At 71.8% G+C, this 18,005-nt stretch carries 14 protein-coding genes and 1 pseudogene; 14 read left to right on the forward strand and 1 reads right to left on the reverse strand.

Features of this window, described 5'->3' with window-relative positions; all coding sequences use genetic code 11:
- Positions 1-22: 22 nt before the first annotated feature.
- The 10 genes and pseudogenes from ACQPZA_RS34575 to ACQPZA_RS34620 all read left to right on the forward strand — a co-directional run.
- Positions 23-622, forward strand: coding sequence for a TIGR03086 family metal-binding protein (locus ACQPZA_RS34575; RefSeq protein ID WP_433276457.1), 600 nt, complete (start codon positions 23-25; stop codon positions 620-622).
- A 155-nt stretch (positions 623-777) separates the two neighbouring features.
- A complete protein-coding gene (locus tag ACQPZA_RS34580) occupies positions 778-1,995 on the forward strand; it encodes an extracellular solute-binding protein (protein ID WP_433276458.1) in 1,218 nt (405 codons plus the stop codon).
- Positions 1,982-3,124: an ABC transporter ATP-binding protein gene (locus ACQPZA_RS34585; RefSeq protein ID WP_433276460.1), complete on the forward strand. Its 1,143-nt coding sequence runs from the start codon at positions 1,982-1,984 to the stop codon at positions 3,122-3,124. The genes ACQPZA_RS34580 and ACQPZA_RS34585 overlap by 14 nt, the downstream gene beginning before the upstream one ends.
- Positions 3,108-4,034, forward strand: coding sequence for an ABC transporter permease (locus ACQPZA_RS34590; RefSeq protein ID WP_433276462.1), 927 nt, complete (start codon positions 3,108-3,110; stop codon positions 4,032-4,034). Before ACQPZA_RS34585 ends, ACQPZA_RS34590 begins: the two co-directional genes overlap by 17 nt.
- Complete coding sequence (locus tag ACQPZA_RS34595) at positions 4,031-4,891, forward strand: ABC transporter permease (RefSeq protein WP_169397049.1); 861 nt, start codon at positions 4,031-4,033, stop codon at positions 4,889-4,891. The genes ACQPZA_RS34590 and ACQPZA_RS34595 overlap by 4 nt, the downstream gene beginning before the upstream one ends.
- Before the next feature lie 32 nt (positions 4,892-4,923).
- Complete coding sequence (locus ACQPZA_RS34600) at positions 4,924-6,042, forward strand: Gfo/Idh/MocA family protein (protein ID WP_433276464.1); 1,119 nt, start codon at positions 4,924-4,926, stop codon at positions 6,040-6,042.
- Positions 6,039-6,944 (forward strand): PmoA family protein, encoded by a 906-nt coding sequence (locus ACQPZA_RS34605; protein WP_433276466.1) that lies wholly within the window; start codon positions 6,039-6,041, stop codon positions 6,942-6,944. Before ACQPZA_RS34600 ends, ACQPZA_RS34605 begins: the two co-directional genes overlap by 4 nt.
- Positions 6,941-7,699 (forward strand): cupin domain-containing protein, encoded by a 759-nt coding sequence (locus ACQPZA_RS34610; protein ID WP_433276468.1) that lies wholly within the window; start codon positions 6,941-6,943, stop codon positions 7,697-7,699. Before ACQPZA_RS34605 ends, ACQPZA_RS34610 begins: the two co-directional genes overlap by 4 nt.
- Positions 7,700-7,904: 205 nt before the next feature.
- Entirely contained in the window at positions 7,905-8,948 is a 1,044-nt protein-coding gene (locus ACQPZA_RS34615; protein WP_169397046.1) for a LacI family DNA-binding transcriptional regulator, read from the forward strand.
- Positions 8,949-9,194: 246 nt separating this feature from the next.
- Positions 9,195-10,130 (forward strand): annotated as a pseudogene (locus ACQPZA_RS34620) (NAD(P)-dependent oxidoreductase); the annotation flags it as partial.
- A gap of 16 nt (positions 10,131-10,146) precedes the next feature.
- Here ACQPZA_RS34620 and ACQPZA_RS34625 read toward each other — a convergent pair.
- Positions 10,147-11,808: a DNA repair helicase XPB gene (locus tag ACQPZA_RS34625; protein WP_169397045.1), complete on the reverse strand. Its 1,662-nt coding sequence runs from the start codon at positions 11,806-11,808 to the stop codon at positions 10,147-10,149.
- A gap of 457 nt (positions 11,809-12,265) precedes the next feature.
- On the opposite strand from ACQPZA_RS34625, the gene ACQPZA_RS34630 reads away from it, so the two are divergent.
- The 4 genes from ACQPZA_RS34630 (at position 12,266) to ACQPZA_RS34645 (ending at position 17,918) form a co-directional block, all read left to right on the forward strand.
- Complete coding sequence (locus tag ACQPZA_RS34630; RefSeq protein ID WP_433276471.1) at positions 12,266-16,150, forward strand: nitrate- and nitrite sensing domain-containing protein; 3,885 nt, start codon at positions 12,266-12,268, stop codon at positions 16,148-16,150.
- Positions 16,147-16,572, forward strand: a complete 426-nt coding sequence (locus ACQPZA_RS34635) for a roadblock/LC7 domain-containing protein (RefSeq protein WP_169397043.1) — start codon at positions 16,147-16,149, stop codon at positions 16,570-16,572. The genes ACQPZA_RS34630 and ACQPZA_RS34635 overlap by 4 nt, the downstream gene beginning before the upstream one ends.
- Before the next feature lie 79 nt (positions 16,573-16,651).
- Positions 16,652-17,272, forward strand: coding sequence for a DUF742 domain-containing protein (locus ACQPZA_RS34640; protein WP_433276473.1), 621 nt, complete (start codon positions 16,652-16,654; stop codon positions 17,270-17,272).
- 73 nt (positions 17,273-17,345) lie between these two features.
- Positions 17,346-17,918, forward strand: coding sequence for a GTP-binding protein (locus tag ACQPZA_RS34645; protein WP_169397042.1), 573 nt, complete (start codon positions 17,346-17,348; stop codon positions 17,916-17,918).
- Positions 17,919-18,005: the final 87 nt, after the last annotated feature.

Consider the following 18,005-nt stretch of genomic DNA (forward strand, 5'->3'; position numbering starts at 1 on the left):
AATGGCGCCGAGACTCCTCGCCATGACGACCAGTGAGCTCACCGACCCTCGCCCCCTCTACGCCCACGCCCTCTCCTGGGCCCAGGACATCGTTCGCGGGATCCGCCCCGACCAGCTCGGCGAGCCGACCCCGTGCCCGGAGTTCGACGTCCGCACGCTCCTCGCGCACCTCGTCGGCACCGTCGTCCGTGCCACCGCGGTCGGAAAGGGCATGGACTGGGCATCGACCCCGAGCTTCGTCCCGGCCGCGCCCGACGACGAGTGGTCGAGGGTGTTCGGCGACGCGATCGCCGCGATGTGGGCCGTCTGGGGCGACGAGGCCGACAGCGGCCGGTTGCTCGAGCGGGTCGTCACGGCTCCGTTCGGCGCCGTTCCCGGCCGCGGGGCGCTGGTCGGCTGGACGCGGGAGACGCTCGTCCACGGCTGGGACCTCGCCGTGGCCACGGACCAGGCCGGGGAGGCCGACCCCGAGGTGGCGCGGGCCGTGCTCGCGATGACGGAGCGCGTCCTCCCCGCCGAGCCCCGCGGTGGCCACATCCCCTTCGCGGCGCCGGTGCCGCCCCGCGCGGACGCCGGGCCGACCGAGCGGCTCGCGAACTGGTGCGGCCACCGCCGGGGCTGACGGGACCCGCCCGCGGGGACGCGATCACGGTTGTGGGCGGTCTTGACTCCGTCCGGCGGGGAGGGTCATGCTGGAAAGCGGTTACCAAGCCTGTCCGGAAAGCGCATACCGGATTCTGGACCGCTTTCCCGTCACGCCGTACATGGAGGTACAACGTGATCAGTCGTGGTACGGGACGCGGACGACTCGGCCTGGGTCTTGCCGCCGCGGTCCTGCTCGGGCTGGCCGGGTGCGGCGCGCCCGGAGCGCAGCAGACCGGCGCCGACGAGGTGGTCACTCCCGAGCGGCCCACCAGTCCGATCGCCCTCACGCTGCTCGACGGAGCGGGCAACCTCACCGGCAACAAGGTCATCTACGACAACTTCGCCAAGGCACACCCCGAGCTCGTCTCCGGAATCAGCTACCAGACGGCCCCCGCCCCCGACGTGGCCGGCAAGGTGCGCGCGCAGCAGGTGGCCGACAAGGTCGACATCTCGGTGGTCCTCGGGGGCCCCGACGTGCTGGGCGCCGGCCAGACCGAGAACCTCATCATGCAGCTGCTGCCGCAGTACTCGTCGAGCCTCCCCGACCTGTCCCAGGTGCAGGACGCGGCGAGCAAGGAGCTGCAGGACCTCAGCGGCGGCTACGGCATCCTGAACCGCTACAACCCGAACGGCCCGCTGCTCGCCTTCCATCCGGGCACCATGAGCGCGCCGCCCACGACGCCCGACGAGCTGCTGGCCTGGGCCCGTGAGCACCCCGGCCGGTTCACCTACGCGCAGCCCGCCAACTCGGGCCCCGGCCGCACGTTCATGATGTCGCTGCCGTACATGCTGGGCGACAGTGATCCCTCCGACCCCGTGAACGGGTGGAGCAAGACCTGGGCGTACCTGCGCGAGCTCGGCAAGTACGTCACCTCGTACCCCGCCAGCTCGACGATCATGAACCAGCAGTTCGGCTCCGGGCAGCTGCAGCTGATCCCCACCATCGTGTCGATGGACATCAACAGCCGCCGGGACGGCACGTGGGCGGGCACCGACCAGGTGGCGATGTTCGCCGACCAGCACTGGATCGGCGACGGCCACTTCATGATGATCCCCAAGGGGGTGTCGCCGCAGACGCTGTACGTGGCGCTCGAGCTGATCAAGTTCACGCTGCAGCCCGACCAGCAGGCCCTCACCTACGCCACCGGGTCGCTGGTCACGGCCAACAAGAACGTGAAGCCGTCGGACGCCCCCGCGGACGGCCAGGCACTCCTGCAGCAGTTCGGCAGGCCGGACTTCTACCCGCAGGCGCTGGCGTCGGGGCAGAACCATCCACCGCTCCCACCTCCGACGATGGTGAAGGCGTTCGACCTGTGGCAGCGGGAGGTCGGCAGCCATGTCGGTAGCTGAGCAGACCACCGGCGCCGGCACGCAGGGCAGCACCTTCGGCTCGCTGCAGATGCGCCAGGTGTCGCGCTGGTACGGGAAGACGGCCGCGCTGACCGACCTCGACCTCGAGCTGGCCCGCGGCGAGTTCGTCGCCCTGCTCGGTCCGTCCGGCTGCGGCAAGTCGACGGCGCTGGCCTGCCTCGCCGGCCTGCAGCCGCTGACCACCGGCTCGATCTGGCGGGACGGCAAGCGGATCGACTCCCTGCCGGCCGACAAGCGCGGCTTCGGGATGGTCTTCCAGAGCTACGCGCTGTTCCCGCACCTCACGGTGGCGCGCAACGTCGAGTTCGGGCTCTCGATGCGCAAGGTCCCACGCGCCGAACGGCGCAGACGGGCACAGGCCGCACTCGACCTCGTGCAGCTCGCCGACCACGCCGGCAAGCTCCCGTCCCAGCTGTCGGGCGGCCAGCAGCAGCGCGTCGCGATCGCCAGGGCACTGGCCATCGACCCGGAGATCGTGCTCATGGACGAGCCGCTGTCCAACCTGGACGCCGCGCTGCGCATCGAGATGCGCACCGAGATCAAGCGGCTCTACCAGGAACGGGAGCTGTCGGTCCTCTACGTCACCCACGACCAGGAGGAGGCGCTGTCGCTCGCCACCCGGCTCGTGGTGCTGCGCGGCGGCAGGCTGGAGCAGAGCGGCACGCCCGAGCAGGTCTACACCCAGCCGGCGAGCGCGTACGTCGCCGGCTTCATGGGCTACCGCAACATGATCAGCGCTCGGGTGGAGCAGGTGGAGAGCGACCCGCGCAGGGTCTGCGTGGTCGCCGACGACCTGCGGCTGCAGGGCACGGCCGACCCCGCGGCCGGGCTCCGGGCCGGTTCCGAGGTGATGGTCGCGATCCGGCCGGAGGACATCGTGCCGGGACGGGCCGGGGTGAACGACGTCCCCGCGCTCGCCGAGGTGGTGGAGTACCACGGGCGCGAGCTCGCCGTCCGCGCCCGCACGGAACGCGGCGTGGTGCTGCACTTCCGCACCGAGAAGCCGGTGGCGGCCGGTGCGCGCGTCACGCTCGGCGCTCCCGAGGAGCGGGTACTGGTGTTCCCCGCCGAGGGCCGGGCGGAGGTGCCCGATGACGCTCACGGCTGAGCCGGGCACCCCGGCCACCACCGCACCGGCGCGACCGCCGCAGCCGCTGCGCCATCGCCTCGCGGAGCGCGGCGTGGACTGGACCCTGCTGCTCATCCTGCCCGCGGTGCTGATCATCGGCGCGCTGTTCGTCTACCCGTTCCTCTACGGGCTGTCGATCTCGTTCCAGCCGCTCGAGGGCGGCGACCCGCTGGCCAACTACACCGACTTCTTCGGTGACCCGTACCTGCGCGACTCCATCTGGAAGACGCTGCGGCTCGCCGTGCCCGTCGCGGTCCTCAGCGTGGCGGCCGCCGCGCCGCTGGCCTTCCGGATGCGCCGCGACTTCCCCGGCCGCCGGATCGTGACGCTGGTGGTGCTCCTGCCGCTGACGTTCGGCTCCGTGCTCATCGCCCAGGGCATGACGCAGGTCTTCTCGCCGACGGGCTGGACCAACCTGCTGCTGACCTCGCTCGGCGTTCCCCAGCAGCAGTTCATCTACAACTACACGGGCACCTTCATCGCCACGACGCTGGTGAGCATCCCGTTCGCGTTCGTGATGCTGATGGGCTTCTTCGGCGGCATCGACCGGTCGATCGAGGACGCCGCGGCCACCCTCGGCGCGAGCCGTGCCGCACGGTTCTGGCGGATCATCATGCCGCTGGCCGTGCCCGGCCTGATCACGGCGTTCACGCTCTGCCTGGTGGAGGCGTTCGCCGTGTTCCCGTCGGCGATCCTCGTCGGGCAGCCCGACAACGCCACCCACGTGCTCACGCTGCCGATCTACCAGGCGGCCTCCCAGCGGTCGGACTACCCGGCGGCCGCGGCCATCGCGGTGGTCATGACCGTGCTCGAGCTGGTGATCCTCGGCGTGCTGATGCTGCTGCGCAACCGGCTCTACCGCGGCCCGGCGACGGGAGGCAAGGGATGACCACCGCCGACATCGCGGCCGGACCGCCCCCGCGCACGCGGCGCGAGCGCCCCACGCTCACCGCCGTGATCACGTGGGTGGCCGCAGGCTGCTTCGTGGCCGTGATCCTCGGGGTGCTGGCGTCCGTCGTCGTCCAGTCGTTCGCCACCACGTGGCGGGGCGGCTGGTGGCCGGCGGGGCTCACCGCCACCTGGTACGGCCGGGCCTGGTCGAGCACCGGCATGTCGCAGGCTCTCGCCAACACCGCGCAGGCCGGGGTCGCGGTCGTCGTGATCGCGCTGCTGGCCGGCGTGCCTGCCGGCTACCTGCTCGCCCGCCGCGCCTTCCCCGGCCGGTCGGTGGTCATGCTGCTCATGCTGCTGCCGATCATCCTGCCGCCGATGACGTACGCGGTGCAGCTCGCGGCGCTCATGTACCGCGTCGGGCTCGGCGGCTCGATGACGGCCGTGGTGCTCGTGAACCTGGTGCCGACTCTCCCGCTCGTCGTCCTGATCATGGTTCCGTTCGTCGAGCAGATCTCCCCCGAGGTGGAGAACGCCGCGCGCGTCTTCGGGGCCAACAACCTGCGGCTGTTCAGCCGGGTGCTGGTCCCGCTGCTCCTGCCCGGGATGCTCGCGGCCGGGATCCTGGTCCTCGTCCGGACGCTCGGCGCGTTCGAGCTCACGTTCTTCGTCTCGGCCGCCGACACCCAGACGCTCGTCGTCGCACTCTTCGGTGCGATCTCCGACCCGGGCGGCGTGCCCGGTCCGCTGACGGCGGCGATGGCCGTGACCTACATGCTCGTCGCGGTACTCGGGCTGGCCGTCAGCCTGCGCTTCGTCACCCCTTCCCAGGCCATTCGCCAGCGTCACCGCTGAGTTCGGACGACAACCCGAGGGAGCTCGTGCACATGCCAGACGGCAAGAAGCAGTACCGGGTCGCGATCGTGGGTACGGGTGCCATCGCGGGTGGCCGCCACCTGCCGGCCATCCAGGCCCAGGACGGCCGCGCCGCCGTCGTGGCCGTGGTGGACGTGGACGGCGACCGCGCCGCCGCGTTCGCCGCGGAGTGGGGGGTGGAGCACACCTACACCGACCTCGACACGATGCTGGCCACCGAACGGCCCGACCTGGCGATCATCTGCACCCCGCCGGCGGCCCACCACGACGGCGTCCGGGCCTGCCTGCAAGCCGGCGCGTGGGTGTGGTGCGAGAAGCCGCCCGTGCTCTCGCTCGCCGAGTACGACGCGCTGTCCGCCGAGGAGCGGGAGGGCGGCCCGTACGTCGGGTACGTGTTCCAGCACCGGTTCGGCTCCGCCGCCCGCACCCTGCGCGAGCAGATCGCCACCGGGGCGCTCGGGCGTCCGCTCGTGGGCATCTGCCACACGCTCTGGTACCGCGACGACGCCTACTACGAGGTGCCGTGGCGGGGCAGGTGGGAGACCGAGGGCGGCGGCCCCACGATGGGGCACGGGATCCACCAGATGGATCTGATGCTCTCGCTGCTCGGGGACTGGCGCGAGGTCCGCGCGATGATGGGCACCCTGGACCGGCGGATCGCCACCGAGGACGTCTCGCTCGCGGCGGTGTCGTTCGAGTCCGGGGCGCTGGTGTCGGTCGTCAACAGCGTCCTGTCCCCGCGCGAGGTCAGCTACCTGCGCTTCGACTTCTCCGAGGCCACGGTCGAGGTCTCGCACCTGTACGGCTACGACAACTCGAACTGGACCTGGACGCCACTGCGCGGCGTCGCCGAGGAACGCTCGGCGGGCTGGCTCCCGGCCACCGACATCCGCAGCTCGCACAACGTTCAGCTGGCGGAGTTCCTCGACGCGATGGACCGCGGCGGACGGCCCCCGGCCAGCGGTCCCGACGGGCGCCGCAGCATGGAGCTGATCACGGGCCTGTACCAGTCGGCGATCACCGGGCGCCCCGTCACCCGCGACGAGCTGGAACCGGGCAACCCCTTCCACGCACACCTGGACGGCGGCGGCCGGTACACGGCGGGCGTCCCGGCGGAGGTGGCCCGATGACCGGGCTGACGGTCACGCACGAGCACGGTCTGAAGATCGGTGTCGGCGTCGGCGACGTGGAGATCGCGAGCTACGTCTACGGCCACGACCTGCCCACCTTCGAGGCGCCCAAGCCCTACCTGTACCCGATGCGGACGCTGTCCGGCGCCCTGGTGGCGGCGTACCGCCCGCACGACCACCGCTGGCACAAGGGCCTGCAGATGACCTGGTCGCACGTGTCCGGGCAGAACTTCTGGGGCGGCAACACCTACGTACACGGGCAGGGCTACGTCGCGCTGGACAACGTCGGCACGATGCGCCACGACTCCTTCGACATCATCGACCTGACCGGGGACGAGCTCACCCTCCGCGAGTCGCTCACCTGGGTGGCCTCGACCGGCGAGAGCTGGGTGGCGGAGACGCGGACGCTGCGCTTCCACGGCGTCGACGCCGGGCGCGGCACGTGGCTGCTCGACTTCGGGACGGAGCTGCGCAACATCCGCGGCGAGGCACTGGAGCTGGGCAGCCCCACGACGCACGGGCGTCCCAACGCGGGCTACACGGGGTTCTTCTGGCGCGGGCCCCGCGGCTTCACCGGCGGCGAGATCATCACCGCCGGAGGTGGCGGCGGGCCGGAGACGATGGGCTCCACCGAGTCACCGTGGCTCGCGTACACGGGCAAGAACGACGACGTCGACGGCGGCGCGACCGTGCTGGTCCTCGCCGGGTCGACCACCCACGGGACGCTCACCTGGTTCGTGCGCAACGACCCGTTCCCCGCGGTGAACCCGTCGCCGGCGTTCGACAAGGAGATCACGCTCGCCGACGGCGACTCGCTCTCGCTGCAGCACCGGGTGGCCGTCGCCGACCGGATCTGGACGCGCGCGGAGTGCGAGGGGTTCGCCGCGGAGCACTCGCTGTGAGCGCTGCCCTGCCGCAGTTCCCGGGTGGGGTGGGGATCAGCGCGTTGCGCGTCTACCCGTGGGAGACGGCCGACGGGCTGTGCGGCGGGTCGCCCCACATGCACCTGTGCTGCTCCGAGTGCTACATCGTGGTCGGCGGCACCGGCAGGCTCCAGACGCTGACCGCGGCGGCAGGTCTCGTGGAGTCCCCGCTGCACACCGGGGACGTCGTCTGGTTCACCCCGGGCACGATCCACCGCGCGGTGAACGACGGTGACCTGCACGTGGTGGTGGTCATGCAGAACAGCGGCCTGCCGGAGGCGGGCGATGCGGTGCTGACCCTCCCGCCTGCCCATCTGGCCGACCGCGACACCTACCGGCGGGCGACCTCACTGGCGGGTCCGGACGGGGTGCCGTCCGAGGAGCGCGCGAGAGCCCGGCGCGACCTGGCCATCGAGGGGTTCGCCGAGCTCACACGGCAGCTGGCCGCGGGCAACGGTGCCGCGCTCGACGCGTTCTACGCCGCCGCCACGGGGCTGGTGCGTCCCCAACTGGGGGCGTGGCGGGCCCGGTGGGAGGAGGGCGCGGCCGCGATGAGCAGCCGGACCGGCGAGCAGCTGGCCGCGCTGGCCGCAGGTGACCACTCGCACCTGCTGGACGCGGGTGTGTCACGGATCGAGGAGCCGCCCGCGGCCGTTCTGGGCATGTGCGGTTTCCTCACCCCCTACGATCCGGTGCGCATCGGGTCGGTGGTACCCGCCGGCGGAGCCGGCTGAGCCCGGGCCACGCCACCCAAGAGGGGGAATGCGCTTTCCTCGCTCGGGCCGGGCGGTAGGCTCCACCGATACGGGGTCTGGACCGCGGGCCGGACGCACTGTGGCAGTCGACGGCGCTGTGTCATCAACGGTGCTGGGCCGTCGACGGCGCGGCCCGTCCGGTCAGCCGGTCCGGCGCCCGGTCCCGCAGCACAGGAGGCCGGCCATGAGCGACCGCGTCACGACCGCGTCGGTCACCCTTCTCGACGTCGCACGCGCGGCGGGGGTCTCCCTGGCCACCGCCTCGCGCGCCCTCAACGGCAGCACCCGGCGCGTGCGGCCCGACCTGCGCGACCGGGTGCTGGAGGCCGCCGACGCCCTGCAGTACTCGGCCAACGCGCAGGCCCAGGCGATGGCCAGGGGCCACACCAACCTCGTGGGGCTCGTGATCGGCGACGTCGGCGACCCCTACTTCTCCTCCATCGCCTCCGGCGCCATCCGGGCCGCCGAGGACCACCGTCTCGTCGTCACGATGGCGTGCACGTTCGGCCGGGAGGAGCGCGAGCTCGACTACGTGGCAGCGCTCCGGAGCCAGCGGGCCCGCGCCGTGATCGTCGTGGGCAGCCGGGTGCACGACCGTGACCTCACCGACCGGCTCGGCGCCGAGGTGCGCTCGTTCGAGCAGTCCGGCGGCCGCGTCGCCTTCATCAGCCAGCGCAAGATCGCGGCCGACACCGTCGTCCTGGAGAACCGGGCAGGCGCCAGGGCACTGGCCGAGGCGCTGTGCAGCCGCGGCTACCGCCGGTTCGCGGTGCTGGCGGGCCGGGCCGACCTGCTCACCGCCCGCGACCGGTTCGCCGGGTTCCGCGAGGGCGCCACGCGCGCCGGAGTGCAGATCAGCCAGGACGACGTCGCGTACGGCGGGTTCACCCGTGACGGCGGCTACGACTCGATGATCGAGATCCTCGACCGCGGCGCCGACATCGACTGCGTGTTCGCGGTGAACGACGTGATGGCGCTCGGCGCGCTGGCCGCGCTGCGCGACCGCGGGATCGCGGTGCCGTCGACGATGGCAGTGGCCGGGTTCGACGACATCACCACCCTGCGCGATGCCACCCCGGCCCTGACGACCGTCCGGTTGCCGCTGGAGGACCTGGGCGCCTGGGCACTGGAACTGGTGCTCGAGCCTCCCGCCGACCAGCCGCGGATCAGGCGGGTACGCGGGGAAGTGATCATCCGCGACAGCACGCCCGGGCGCGCGCGCTCCTGATCCACGGGTTGACCGGATTTCGCATCCGGGACATCGCTCCCGCGCGGTTTGTCGATTTGACCGTTTTCGCCGCCCGGCGGGGGCACCGATGATCTGTTCCAGAAATCGTGGCCGGGCCGCATCAATTCTTCCCGGAGACCCGGCCACGACACGGGTCGATGGCTCGCCGAACGGCGCTGAACAGGCACGATGACCTGCTGTTCGTTCTTGCCCTATTCGGAATAGGCTGGGTCCCGGAGAGGCGCCGAGCGGCACCGACGGCGCCGGAGCGATACGGACAACGCGAGGAGAACGACCGTGACGACCACGACGACGAAAACCGTGACCGTGCTGGGAACCGGCATCATGGGCGCCGGAATGGCAAGGAACATCGCCCGGTCCGGCCTCGCCCTCACGGTGTGGAACCGCGACGCCGGGAAGGCCCGCGCGCTCGCCGACGTCGGCGCGACCGTGGCCGAGGATCCGGCCTCCGCGGTGGCCGGGGCCGACGTCATCGTCACCATGCTCTTCGACGCCGCGTCCGTGGAGGCGGTGATGGAGCAGGCCCTGCCGGCCGCCGCGGAGGGGGCGGTCTGGGTGCAGTCGAGCACCGTCGGGCTCGACGGTGCGCTGCGGCTCGCCGAGCTCGCCGACCGGGCGGGCGTGGACTACGTCGACGCTCCCGTGCTGGGCACCCGCCAGCCTGCGGAGGAGGGCAAGCTCCTCGTGCTGGCCGGGGGGCCGGAGCATCTCCGCGACGCCGTGGCGCCGGTGTTCGACGCAGTCGGCGCCCGCACCGTGTGGGTCGGCCCGCTGCCGGGCGACGGCCACCGGCTCAAGCTCGTGGCGAACTCCTGGGTGCTGTCCGTCATGGGCGGCACCGCGCAGGCGATCGGGCTGGCCGAGGGCCTCGGGCTGGATCCTCAGCAGTTTCTCGACACCATCGCGGGAGGGGGCACCGACTGCGGCTACGCGCAGCTCAAAGGTCGCGCGATGATCGCCGGGGACTACTCGACCTCGTTCACGACCGAGGGTGCCGCCAAGGACGCCTCGCTCATCGCGGACGCCCTCCGCGGCGCCGGCGTCGAGGACAACCTGATGCGCGCACTGCACCAGCAGTTCGCGGCGGCGACCGAAGCGGGTCACGGCGCGGAGGACATGGCCTCCGTGATCGAGGCGGTACGCCACCCGCGGTCGTCCTGATCCGACGGTCCGCGGCTCAGCCCACGTCCGGGACCGCAGGCCCGAGGAGATCGTCGGCGTCGACGATGCGGTAGGCGTAGCCCTGCTCCGCCAGGAACCGCTGCCGGTGCGCCGCGTAGTCGGTGTCGAGCGTGTCCCGCGAGACGACCGAGTAGAAGTGCGCCTGCCGGCCGTCGCCCTTCGGTCGCAGCAGCCTGCCGAGCCGCTGGGCCTCCTCCTGCCGTGAGCCGAACGTGCCCGACACCTGGACGGCGACGCTCGCCTCGGGCAGGTCGATGGAGAAGTTGGCCACCTTGCTCACCACGAGCACCGGCAGCTCACCCCGGCGGAACTGCTCGAACAGCGCCTCGCGCTCCTTGTTCTTCGTGGAGCCCTGGATGACCGGAGCGTCGAGCACCTCGCCGAGCTCGTCGAGCTGGTCGAGATAGGCCCCGATGACCAGCGCGGGCTCGCCGGGGTGCTTGCCGAGGATGGCCTTGACGACGTTCAGCTTGGTGTGGGCGGTGGAGGCCATGCGGTAGCGCTCCTCGGCCTCCGCCACGGCGTACCCGAGCCGTTCGGCCTCGGTGAGCGTGACCCGGACCTCGACGCAGTCGGCCGGGGCGATCCAGCCCTGCTGCTCGATGTCGCGCCACGGCGCGTCGTAGCGCTTGGGGCCGATCAGCGAGAAGACGTCGCCCTCCCGCCCGTCCTCACGCACGAGGGTGGCGGTGAGCCCGAGCCTGCGCCGCGACTGCAGGTCGGCGGTCATCCGGAAGACCGGCGCGGGGAGCAGGTGCACCTCGTCGTAGATGACGAGGCCCCAGTCCCGGGAGTCGAACAGCTCCAGGTGCCGGTACTCGCCCTTGGTCTTGCGGGTGATCACCTGGTAGGTCGCGATCGTGACCGGCCGGACCTCCTTGCGCTCGCCGGAGTACTCCCCGATCTCGTCCTCGGTGAGCGACGTGCGCGCGATCAGCTCGCGCTTCCACTGGCGTCCGGACACGGTGTTGGTGACGAGGATCAGCGTGGTGGCCTGCGCCTGCGCCATCGCGGCCGCGCCGACGAGCGTCTTGCCCGCCCCGCACGGCAGCACGACGACGCCCGAGCCACCGGCCCAGAAACCCTCGACGGCCTGGCGCTGGTAGTCGCGCAGCGACCAGCCGTCCTCGGCGAGAGCGATCGGGTGGGCCTCGCCGTCGACGTAGCCGGCGAGGTCCTCGGCGGGCCAGCCGATCTTGAGCAGCGCCTGCTTGAGATGCCCGCGCTCCGACGGGTGCACGAGCACGGTGTCGTCGTCGATCCGGGCCCCGAGCAGCGGGGCGATCTTCTTCTGCCGGAGCACCTCCTCCAGCACCGCGCGGTCGAGGGCCACCATGACGAGCCCGTGCACGGGCGAGTTCGTCAGCTGCAGGCGCCCGTACCGGCCCATCGTGTCGACCACGTCGACCAGCAGCGGCTGCGGGACCGCGTAGCGGGAGAAGCGCACGAGCGCGTCCACCACCTGCTCGGCGTCATGCCCCGCGGCACGCGCGTTCCACAGCGCGAGCGGTGTCACCCGATAGGTGTGGACGTGCTCGGGGGCGCGCTCCAGCTCGGCGAACGGCGCGATGGCCCCGCGGGCCTCCGTGGCGGCCGGGTGGTCGACCTCGAGCAGCAGCGTCTTGTCGGACTGGACGATGAGCGGCCCGTCGGTCATACGTGTGGTACTCCTCACAAAAACCCGGCGGACGCCGGGGGTGAACGTGATCTGCCGCGTGCACCGGCAGGGGATCCGTTCGGGGGAACGCCGCCGCCCGGCCTCGACGAAGGAGTGATCGACCACTTCGGCTATGCTGTGCCGGCTCTGTCCGAAAGTGCACGTGTGCCACCGCGATCGTACCGGGTCCTGGAGGTCATCGCCCTTCCCCAGAGGGCGCGTGTCGGAGCCGGCGGAGCGCGCACCACGCGGGCCGGAACAGCCGACCGGCCCGCCCCCGACAGAAGGCGCGACGGATCGACCCGATGCCCATTGCACTGCTCCCCGAGCCTGGCACCCGCTCCCGGCCACCCACCGCCCCTGGACCGCAGCTCAGCCTGTTCGGTCTCGCGGGCGATCACCCGAGCATGCCAGAGTTCGCTCGATCGTCGCCGGCAATCATCAGGGGGACGTTGACGTGACCAGCACCGAGACCAGGCCCACCTGGTCCGAGCGGTTCAACCCGCGAAACTGGACGCTGGCCTGGAAGCTGGTCATCGTCTGTCTCATCCCGGCCATGCTGGCGCTCGCCCTCGGCATCCTCCGGGTGTCCGACCAGGCCAGCCAGGCCGCCGAACTCGGCCGAAGCAGCCGCCTGCTGGAGGTGGCGCAGCACGTCTCCAGTGCAGCCGACTCCCTCCGCCAGGAGCGCAACGCCGCCGCACTGTTCGCCGCGGGTAACCGCGTCGACGACCGCGCCGCCCTCGAGGCCGGATTCCACCAGACCGACGGTCAGATCGACCAGATGCTCGGCGCCGTGCACAGCGCGGCCGAGCTCGAGGTCACCACCCGGAGCGCGCTGCAGAAGGCCGAGCGTGAGCTCTCGGGCCTCGGCCCCATCCGCACCGACGCCGCGCAGAACCCTGCGGTCAACTCCGACCAGCTCACCGACCGCTACACCACGATCATCGACAGCGTCGACGTCCTCGGCCGCGCCCTGCTGCGCCAGCTGAGCACGCCGGGCATCGGGGGTCTCCCCGACGCCCTCACCGCCGTCATGAACACCTCGGAGCAGCTGGCCCTGCAGCACACGGTGCTCGGTGCCGCGATCAAGGCCCGCACCCTGCGGCCCTCCGACGAGGAGGCCGCGCTCGCCGCCGACAGCCAGCTCACGGCGGCCCTGCGCGAGTACCAGTCCGCACTCACCCTGGGTGTCGTCGGTAACCCCCTCGACGCCACCGCCAACACGCAGCGCGAGCGCCTGAAGAGCCAGATCCTCGACACCGCGCCCAACAGGCAGATCTCGGTCCCGGCCGTCGCGTGGGACTCCGCCTACGCCGACGCGAAGGCCGCCGCCGAGCGCGCGTCCACCCGTATCCGCAAGGCACTGGCCGGCTCCAGCGCCGCTGCCGAGGAGCGCGCCAGCAACGAGGCCGGTCTCAACTCGGTCATCCTGATGCTCGGCCTGCTCATCGGCGCCACGATCGCCGTGCTCGTCGCCCGGGCCCTGCTCCGGTCGCTGCAGGTGCTGCGCACCACGGCACTCGACGTCGCCGAACGGCGGCTGCCTCAGGCCGTCGAGAGCATGCGCGCGGGCGAGACGCCCGACGTGGAAGTCGACCCGGTGCCACTCACCGGCCGCGACGAGGTGGCCCAGGTGGCCCGCGCGTTCGACGCGGTCCACGGACAGGCGGTCCGCCTCGCGGCCGAACAGGCGGCCCTGCAGCAGAACGTCAGCGCGATGTTCGTCAACCTCTCCCGCCGCAGCCAGGCGCTCGTCGAGCGCCAGCTGCAGCTCATCGAGCAGCTGGAGAGCAACGAGCAGGACCCGGACCAGCTGTCCAACCTGTTCCAGCTCGACCACCTCGCCACCCGCATGCGGCGCAACAGTGAGAACCTCCTGGTTCTCGCGGGCACCGACCTGGCCAAGCGCAACATCGCGCCGATCCCGATGGTCGACGTGCTCCGCGCCGCGGTGTCGGAGGTCGAGCAGTACCAGCGGATCATCGTGCAGGCCCCGCCCACGGTGAACGTCGTGGGCCGGGCGGCGTCCGACCTCGTCCACCTGCTGGCCGAGCTGCTCGACAACGCCACGAGCTTCTCCCCGCCCGACTCGCAGGTGGTCATGAGCACCACCCGCACGGCCGACGGATCGATCGTCATCGAGATCGCGGACCGCGGTGTCGGCATGATCGACCACGAGCTCAACGACGCCAACCAGCGACTCGGTGGTCCCTCGTCCGTCGACGTGTCGGCGTCCCGGCGAATGGGTCTGTTCGTGGTCGGTCGACTCGGCGCCCGCCACGGCATCAACGTGCGGCTCAGCACGTCGTCGGCGGGCGGTCCCGGTGCGGGCCTCACCGCGTCGGTCACCGTGCCCGGCTACCTCATCCCCTCCTCCAGCGAACCGCACGAGCCGCAGCGCCCGGTGCCCGCGGTCCCCAACCGCGCGAACACCATCTCGGCGCAGCGTCCCGGCACCAACGGCACGGCCCGTCCCGGGTCGCTCTCGGCCCTGGTCGCGGGCACCGACGGTCCGGCCAACCCCACGGGCGTCTTCGACGCACCGGCCGGGCATGACGGGCAGCTGTTCTCCTCGCAGCCGCCACCCACGGTCAACGGCTCCGGCTCGATCGGGAAGCTGCCCACCAGGCGACCGGGCCAGTCGGTCCGGCCCGAAGGCCAGCCCCCGCAGCACAGCAGGCCTGATCCGGCCGAGCAGGCGGCGGCCGACCAGGCCGCGGCGGAGCAGCGGGCGGTACAGCGGGCTCGGGATCTCGCCGCACAGGCCGCGTCCGATGCGGCCAAGCTCGAGCAGCAACAACAGCAACAGCGACGCGACCAGCGTCAGACGCCCAACCAGCAGCCCGGCACCACGTTCAACACCGGCTCCTACCGGAACGGCGCCCAGCCCGACACCTCCCGCTCGTTGTGGTCCAGCAGCGACGCTGCTCCCAACGGGTTCGCGCCCAGCGAGCCCACCACCTCCAACGGGAGCCCGACCTTCAGCACCGGCGCCACCCCTGCCGGTCGGGACGCGCGGTCCGACGACTCCGGGTCGAACCCCCGCCAGCAAGCCGCCCCCAGCGGTGAGCAGCAGGGCGACCAGCCGGGATCGGGCCAGGACCGTGCAGCTGAGCAGGCCTCGGCGGGCGCAGCGCCCACCGGTTCGTTCCCGGTCGACACCGGGCGCACCGGAGAGGCGCTGCCACAACGCGGTGCTCCCCCTCAGGTGCCGCCGGCCCCGCTCACGATGCCCATGCCGATCCTGGGCCGGGGCAACCCGCTGCCCCCGCCCCGGGCCACCACGCCTCGGCCGGAGCAGCCGGCTCCGCGGCAGTTCACCCAGGGCACGGGCTCCGACCAGCGCGGTCAGCAAGCCGGATCTGTTCAGCCCGGCCACCACGCTCAGCGTTCCCAGCAGGCCCAGCCCGCTCAGCAGGCCCAGCCCAGCCAGCCCGCTCAGCAGCCTCAGCCCGCTCAGCCTGTCCAGCAGGCCCAGCCCGCTCAGGCCCAGCACGCTCAGGCCCAGCACGCTCAGCAGGGTGAAGTCGGGCAGTCGGCTCCGGCCGAGGCTCCTGTCCAGGCGGACGAGCTGTTCGCCCCGAGCGTTCCGGTCATCGCCGAGCCGGCAGCCGCACCCGTCAGCCCTCGGAGGACCGGCGAGTTCGACCCCAGCGAGACCACGCCGATCTTCGAGGAGATCGCGTCGGCGTGGTTCCGCTCGAACCGCCCGATCCCGGTCAACTGGCAGACCGAGCACGGCGGGCCCCCGCGGCCGTCGGCGCAGCGTCCTCCGATGCGCCAGTCGGCGCCCAGCCCGGCACCGGCTCCCACGCCCGCGCCGGCTCCCACGCCGGCACCGGCACCGCTGCCCCCGGCTCCTGCTCCGACCCCGCCGCCCGCCGCAGCACCGGCACCCGTTGCAGCGCCGAGCCCGACCCCGGCACCCGCTCCGCCCGAGCCGGTCCGCCAGACCCGCCAGGCACCGGAGAAGGCACCCACCCCGGAGCCCGTCGCCCGCGCAGCCGACCAGGAGTTCGCCAGCCAGGCCGACGAGGGATGGCGAGCGGCGAGCACGGTGGTGGCCGAGCAGCCCGACGAGGTCACGGCCGCCGGACTGCCCAAGCGGCGCCCACGGGCACGGCTCGTGCCGGGCAGTGCAGGATCCGCAGTACTGGCCCCTCCGGTCTCCTCGGCACGCAGCGCGGAGACCGTCCGGGGCCGGCTCGCCAGCTACCAGCACGGTGTCCGTCAAGGCCGCGAGAGCCGCATGCGCGGCGTAGCGGACCCGGGCTCAGGGGCCAACGCTGGTTCGAATTCCGCCAACGCTGGTGTCAATCACGACGAGGAGTCTTCATGACGGCGCCACAGACGCAGCCGAGCCGCTTCGGATGGCTGGTCACCAACTTCGCGGAACGGGTGCCAGGTGTCGCCCACGCCATCGTGGTGTCGGCCGACGGACTGTTGCTCACCGCTTCCGACCGACTGCCCCGCGACCGGGCCGACCAGCTCGCCGCGGTGTCGTCCGGGCTGGTCAGCCTCACCCAGGGCGCCGCACGCTGCTTCGACGCCGGTGGCGTCGTGCAGACGGTCGTCGAGATGGACCGCGGGATCGTCCTGCTCATGTCCATCAGCGACGGTTCCTGCCTCGCGGTGCTGGCCTCCCCCAGCTGTGACATCGGGCTGATCGGTTACGAGATGACGCTGCTCGTCGACCGGGTCGGCCAGCTCCTCACGCCGGAACTGCGTGCCGAGCTCCAGGGCTCCTTCGGCGGGTTCTGAGCACCACCCCGCACCACCCCGCAACACCCCGTACGACCCCCGGTATGGCAACCGATCGGTAGGAAGGCAGGTGAGTCCGATGCCCCCCGGGCCCGACGACGAGCGCCGGCAATCCTCGGAGCCAACTTTCGCCGACGTCATGAACGGGTTCAGTTTCGACGCCAAGCGCACGCCGCGCCGCCGCAAGTGGGGGCGCAGGCGAGGTGCCGACGTCGAGCTGAACGACGACGTTCCTGCCGACTCGGACGAAGGTGCGGCCGCTTCGCGGGCAGCTCCTTCGCCCGAGCTGTTCAAACCGGGGCCAGCGACAGCTCCGATCGACATGCGCATCGTCGAGGCGGAACAACTCGGCCAGGAGACGGGTGCGTCGGCGGTCAGGCCGTACGCCTGGACTCGTGGCCGTACCAAGGCCAGGCTCGACCTGGCCATCGAAACTCTGGTGTCCACGAGCCGACTTGGCCGGGACCAGATTGGCCTGTTGCAGGTCGAGCACCGGGTCATCGCCGAGCTGTGCGAGCAGACGCGCTCGGTCGCCGAGGTCGCGGCACTCATGTCACTCCCGCTGGGGGTCGCGAGGGTGCTGTTGAGCGACATGGCGGCACTCGGCGCGGTGACCGTGCACCAGACCGCGAGCAGCGCCGGCAACGTGCCGGACCTCGCTCTGATGGAAAGGGTGTTGAGTGGACTCCGTCGGCTCTAGTTACCCACCTGACGGGTCTCCCCCTCGCTCAGCGTCGGCGTTGACCAATCAATCAGGGGGATTCGGACAGCAGATGATCGCCACCGCGGCAACCATCTCCGCCAAGATCGTGGTGGCCGGCGGCTTCGGCGTCGGCAAGACCACGTTCGTCGGCTCGGTCTCGGAAATCGTTCCGTTGACCACGGAGGCCGTCATGACCGAGGCCAGTGCCGGAGTCGACGACCTCGCGGCCACGCCCAACAAGGTCACCACCACGGTGGCCATGGACTTCGGCCGTGTGTCACTCGACTCGGAACTGATCCTCTACCTGTTCGGCACGCCCGGACAGCACCGGTTCTGGTTCATGTGGGACGACCTCGTGCGCGGTGCCATCGGCGCCGTCGTGCTGGTCGACACCCGCAGGCTCGCCGACTCCTTCGCGGCCATCGACTTCTTCGAGGACCGCGGACTTCCCTACGTCGTCGGCCTCAACTGCTTCGACGGGCTGCTCCAGCACCGCGTCGAGGACGTTCGGGAAGCCATGTCGATCGACCCGGCCATCCCGATCGTCAGTTGTGACGCGCGCATCCGGCAGTCCACGAAGCAGACCCTCATCGCGCTGGTGGAGCACGCCATGCAGCACAGGATGACCGCAGGCGCTCGCTGATCCCGGCAGGCACTTCGCGACCAGGCGTCTCCCCCGGCTCCGCTCTCCCGCAAGGGTGAACGGAGCCAGGGAGGCGCCTGGCTGCGT

This window comes from Pseudonocardia xinjiangensis (assembly GCF_050948425.1).
Lineage (GTDB): Bacteria > Actinomycetota > Actinomycetes > Mycobacteriales > Pseudonocardiaceae > Pseudonocardia > Pseudonocardia xinjiangensis.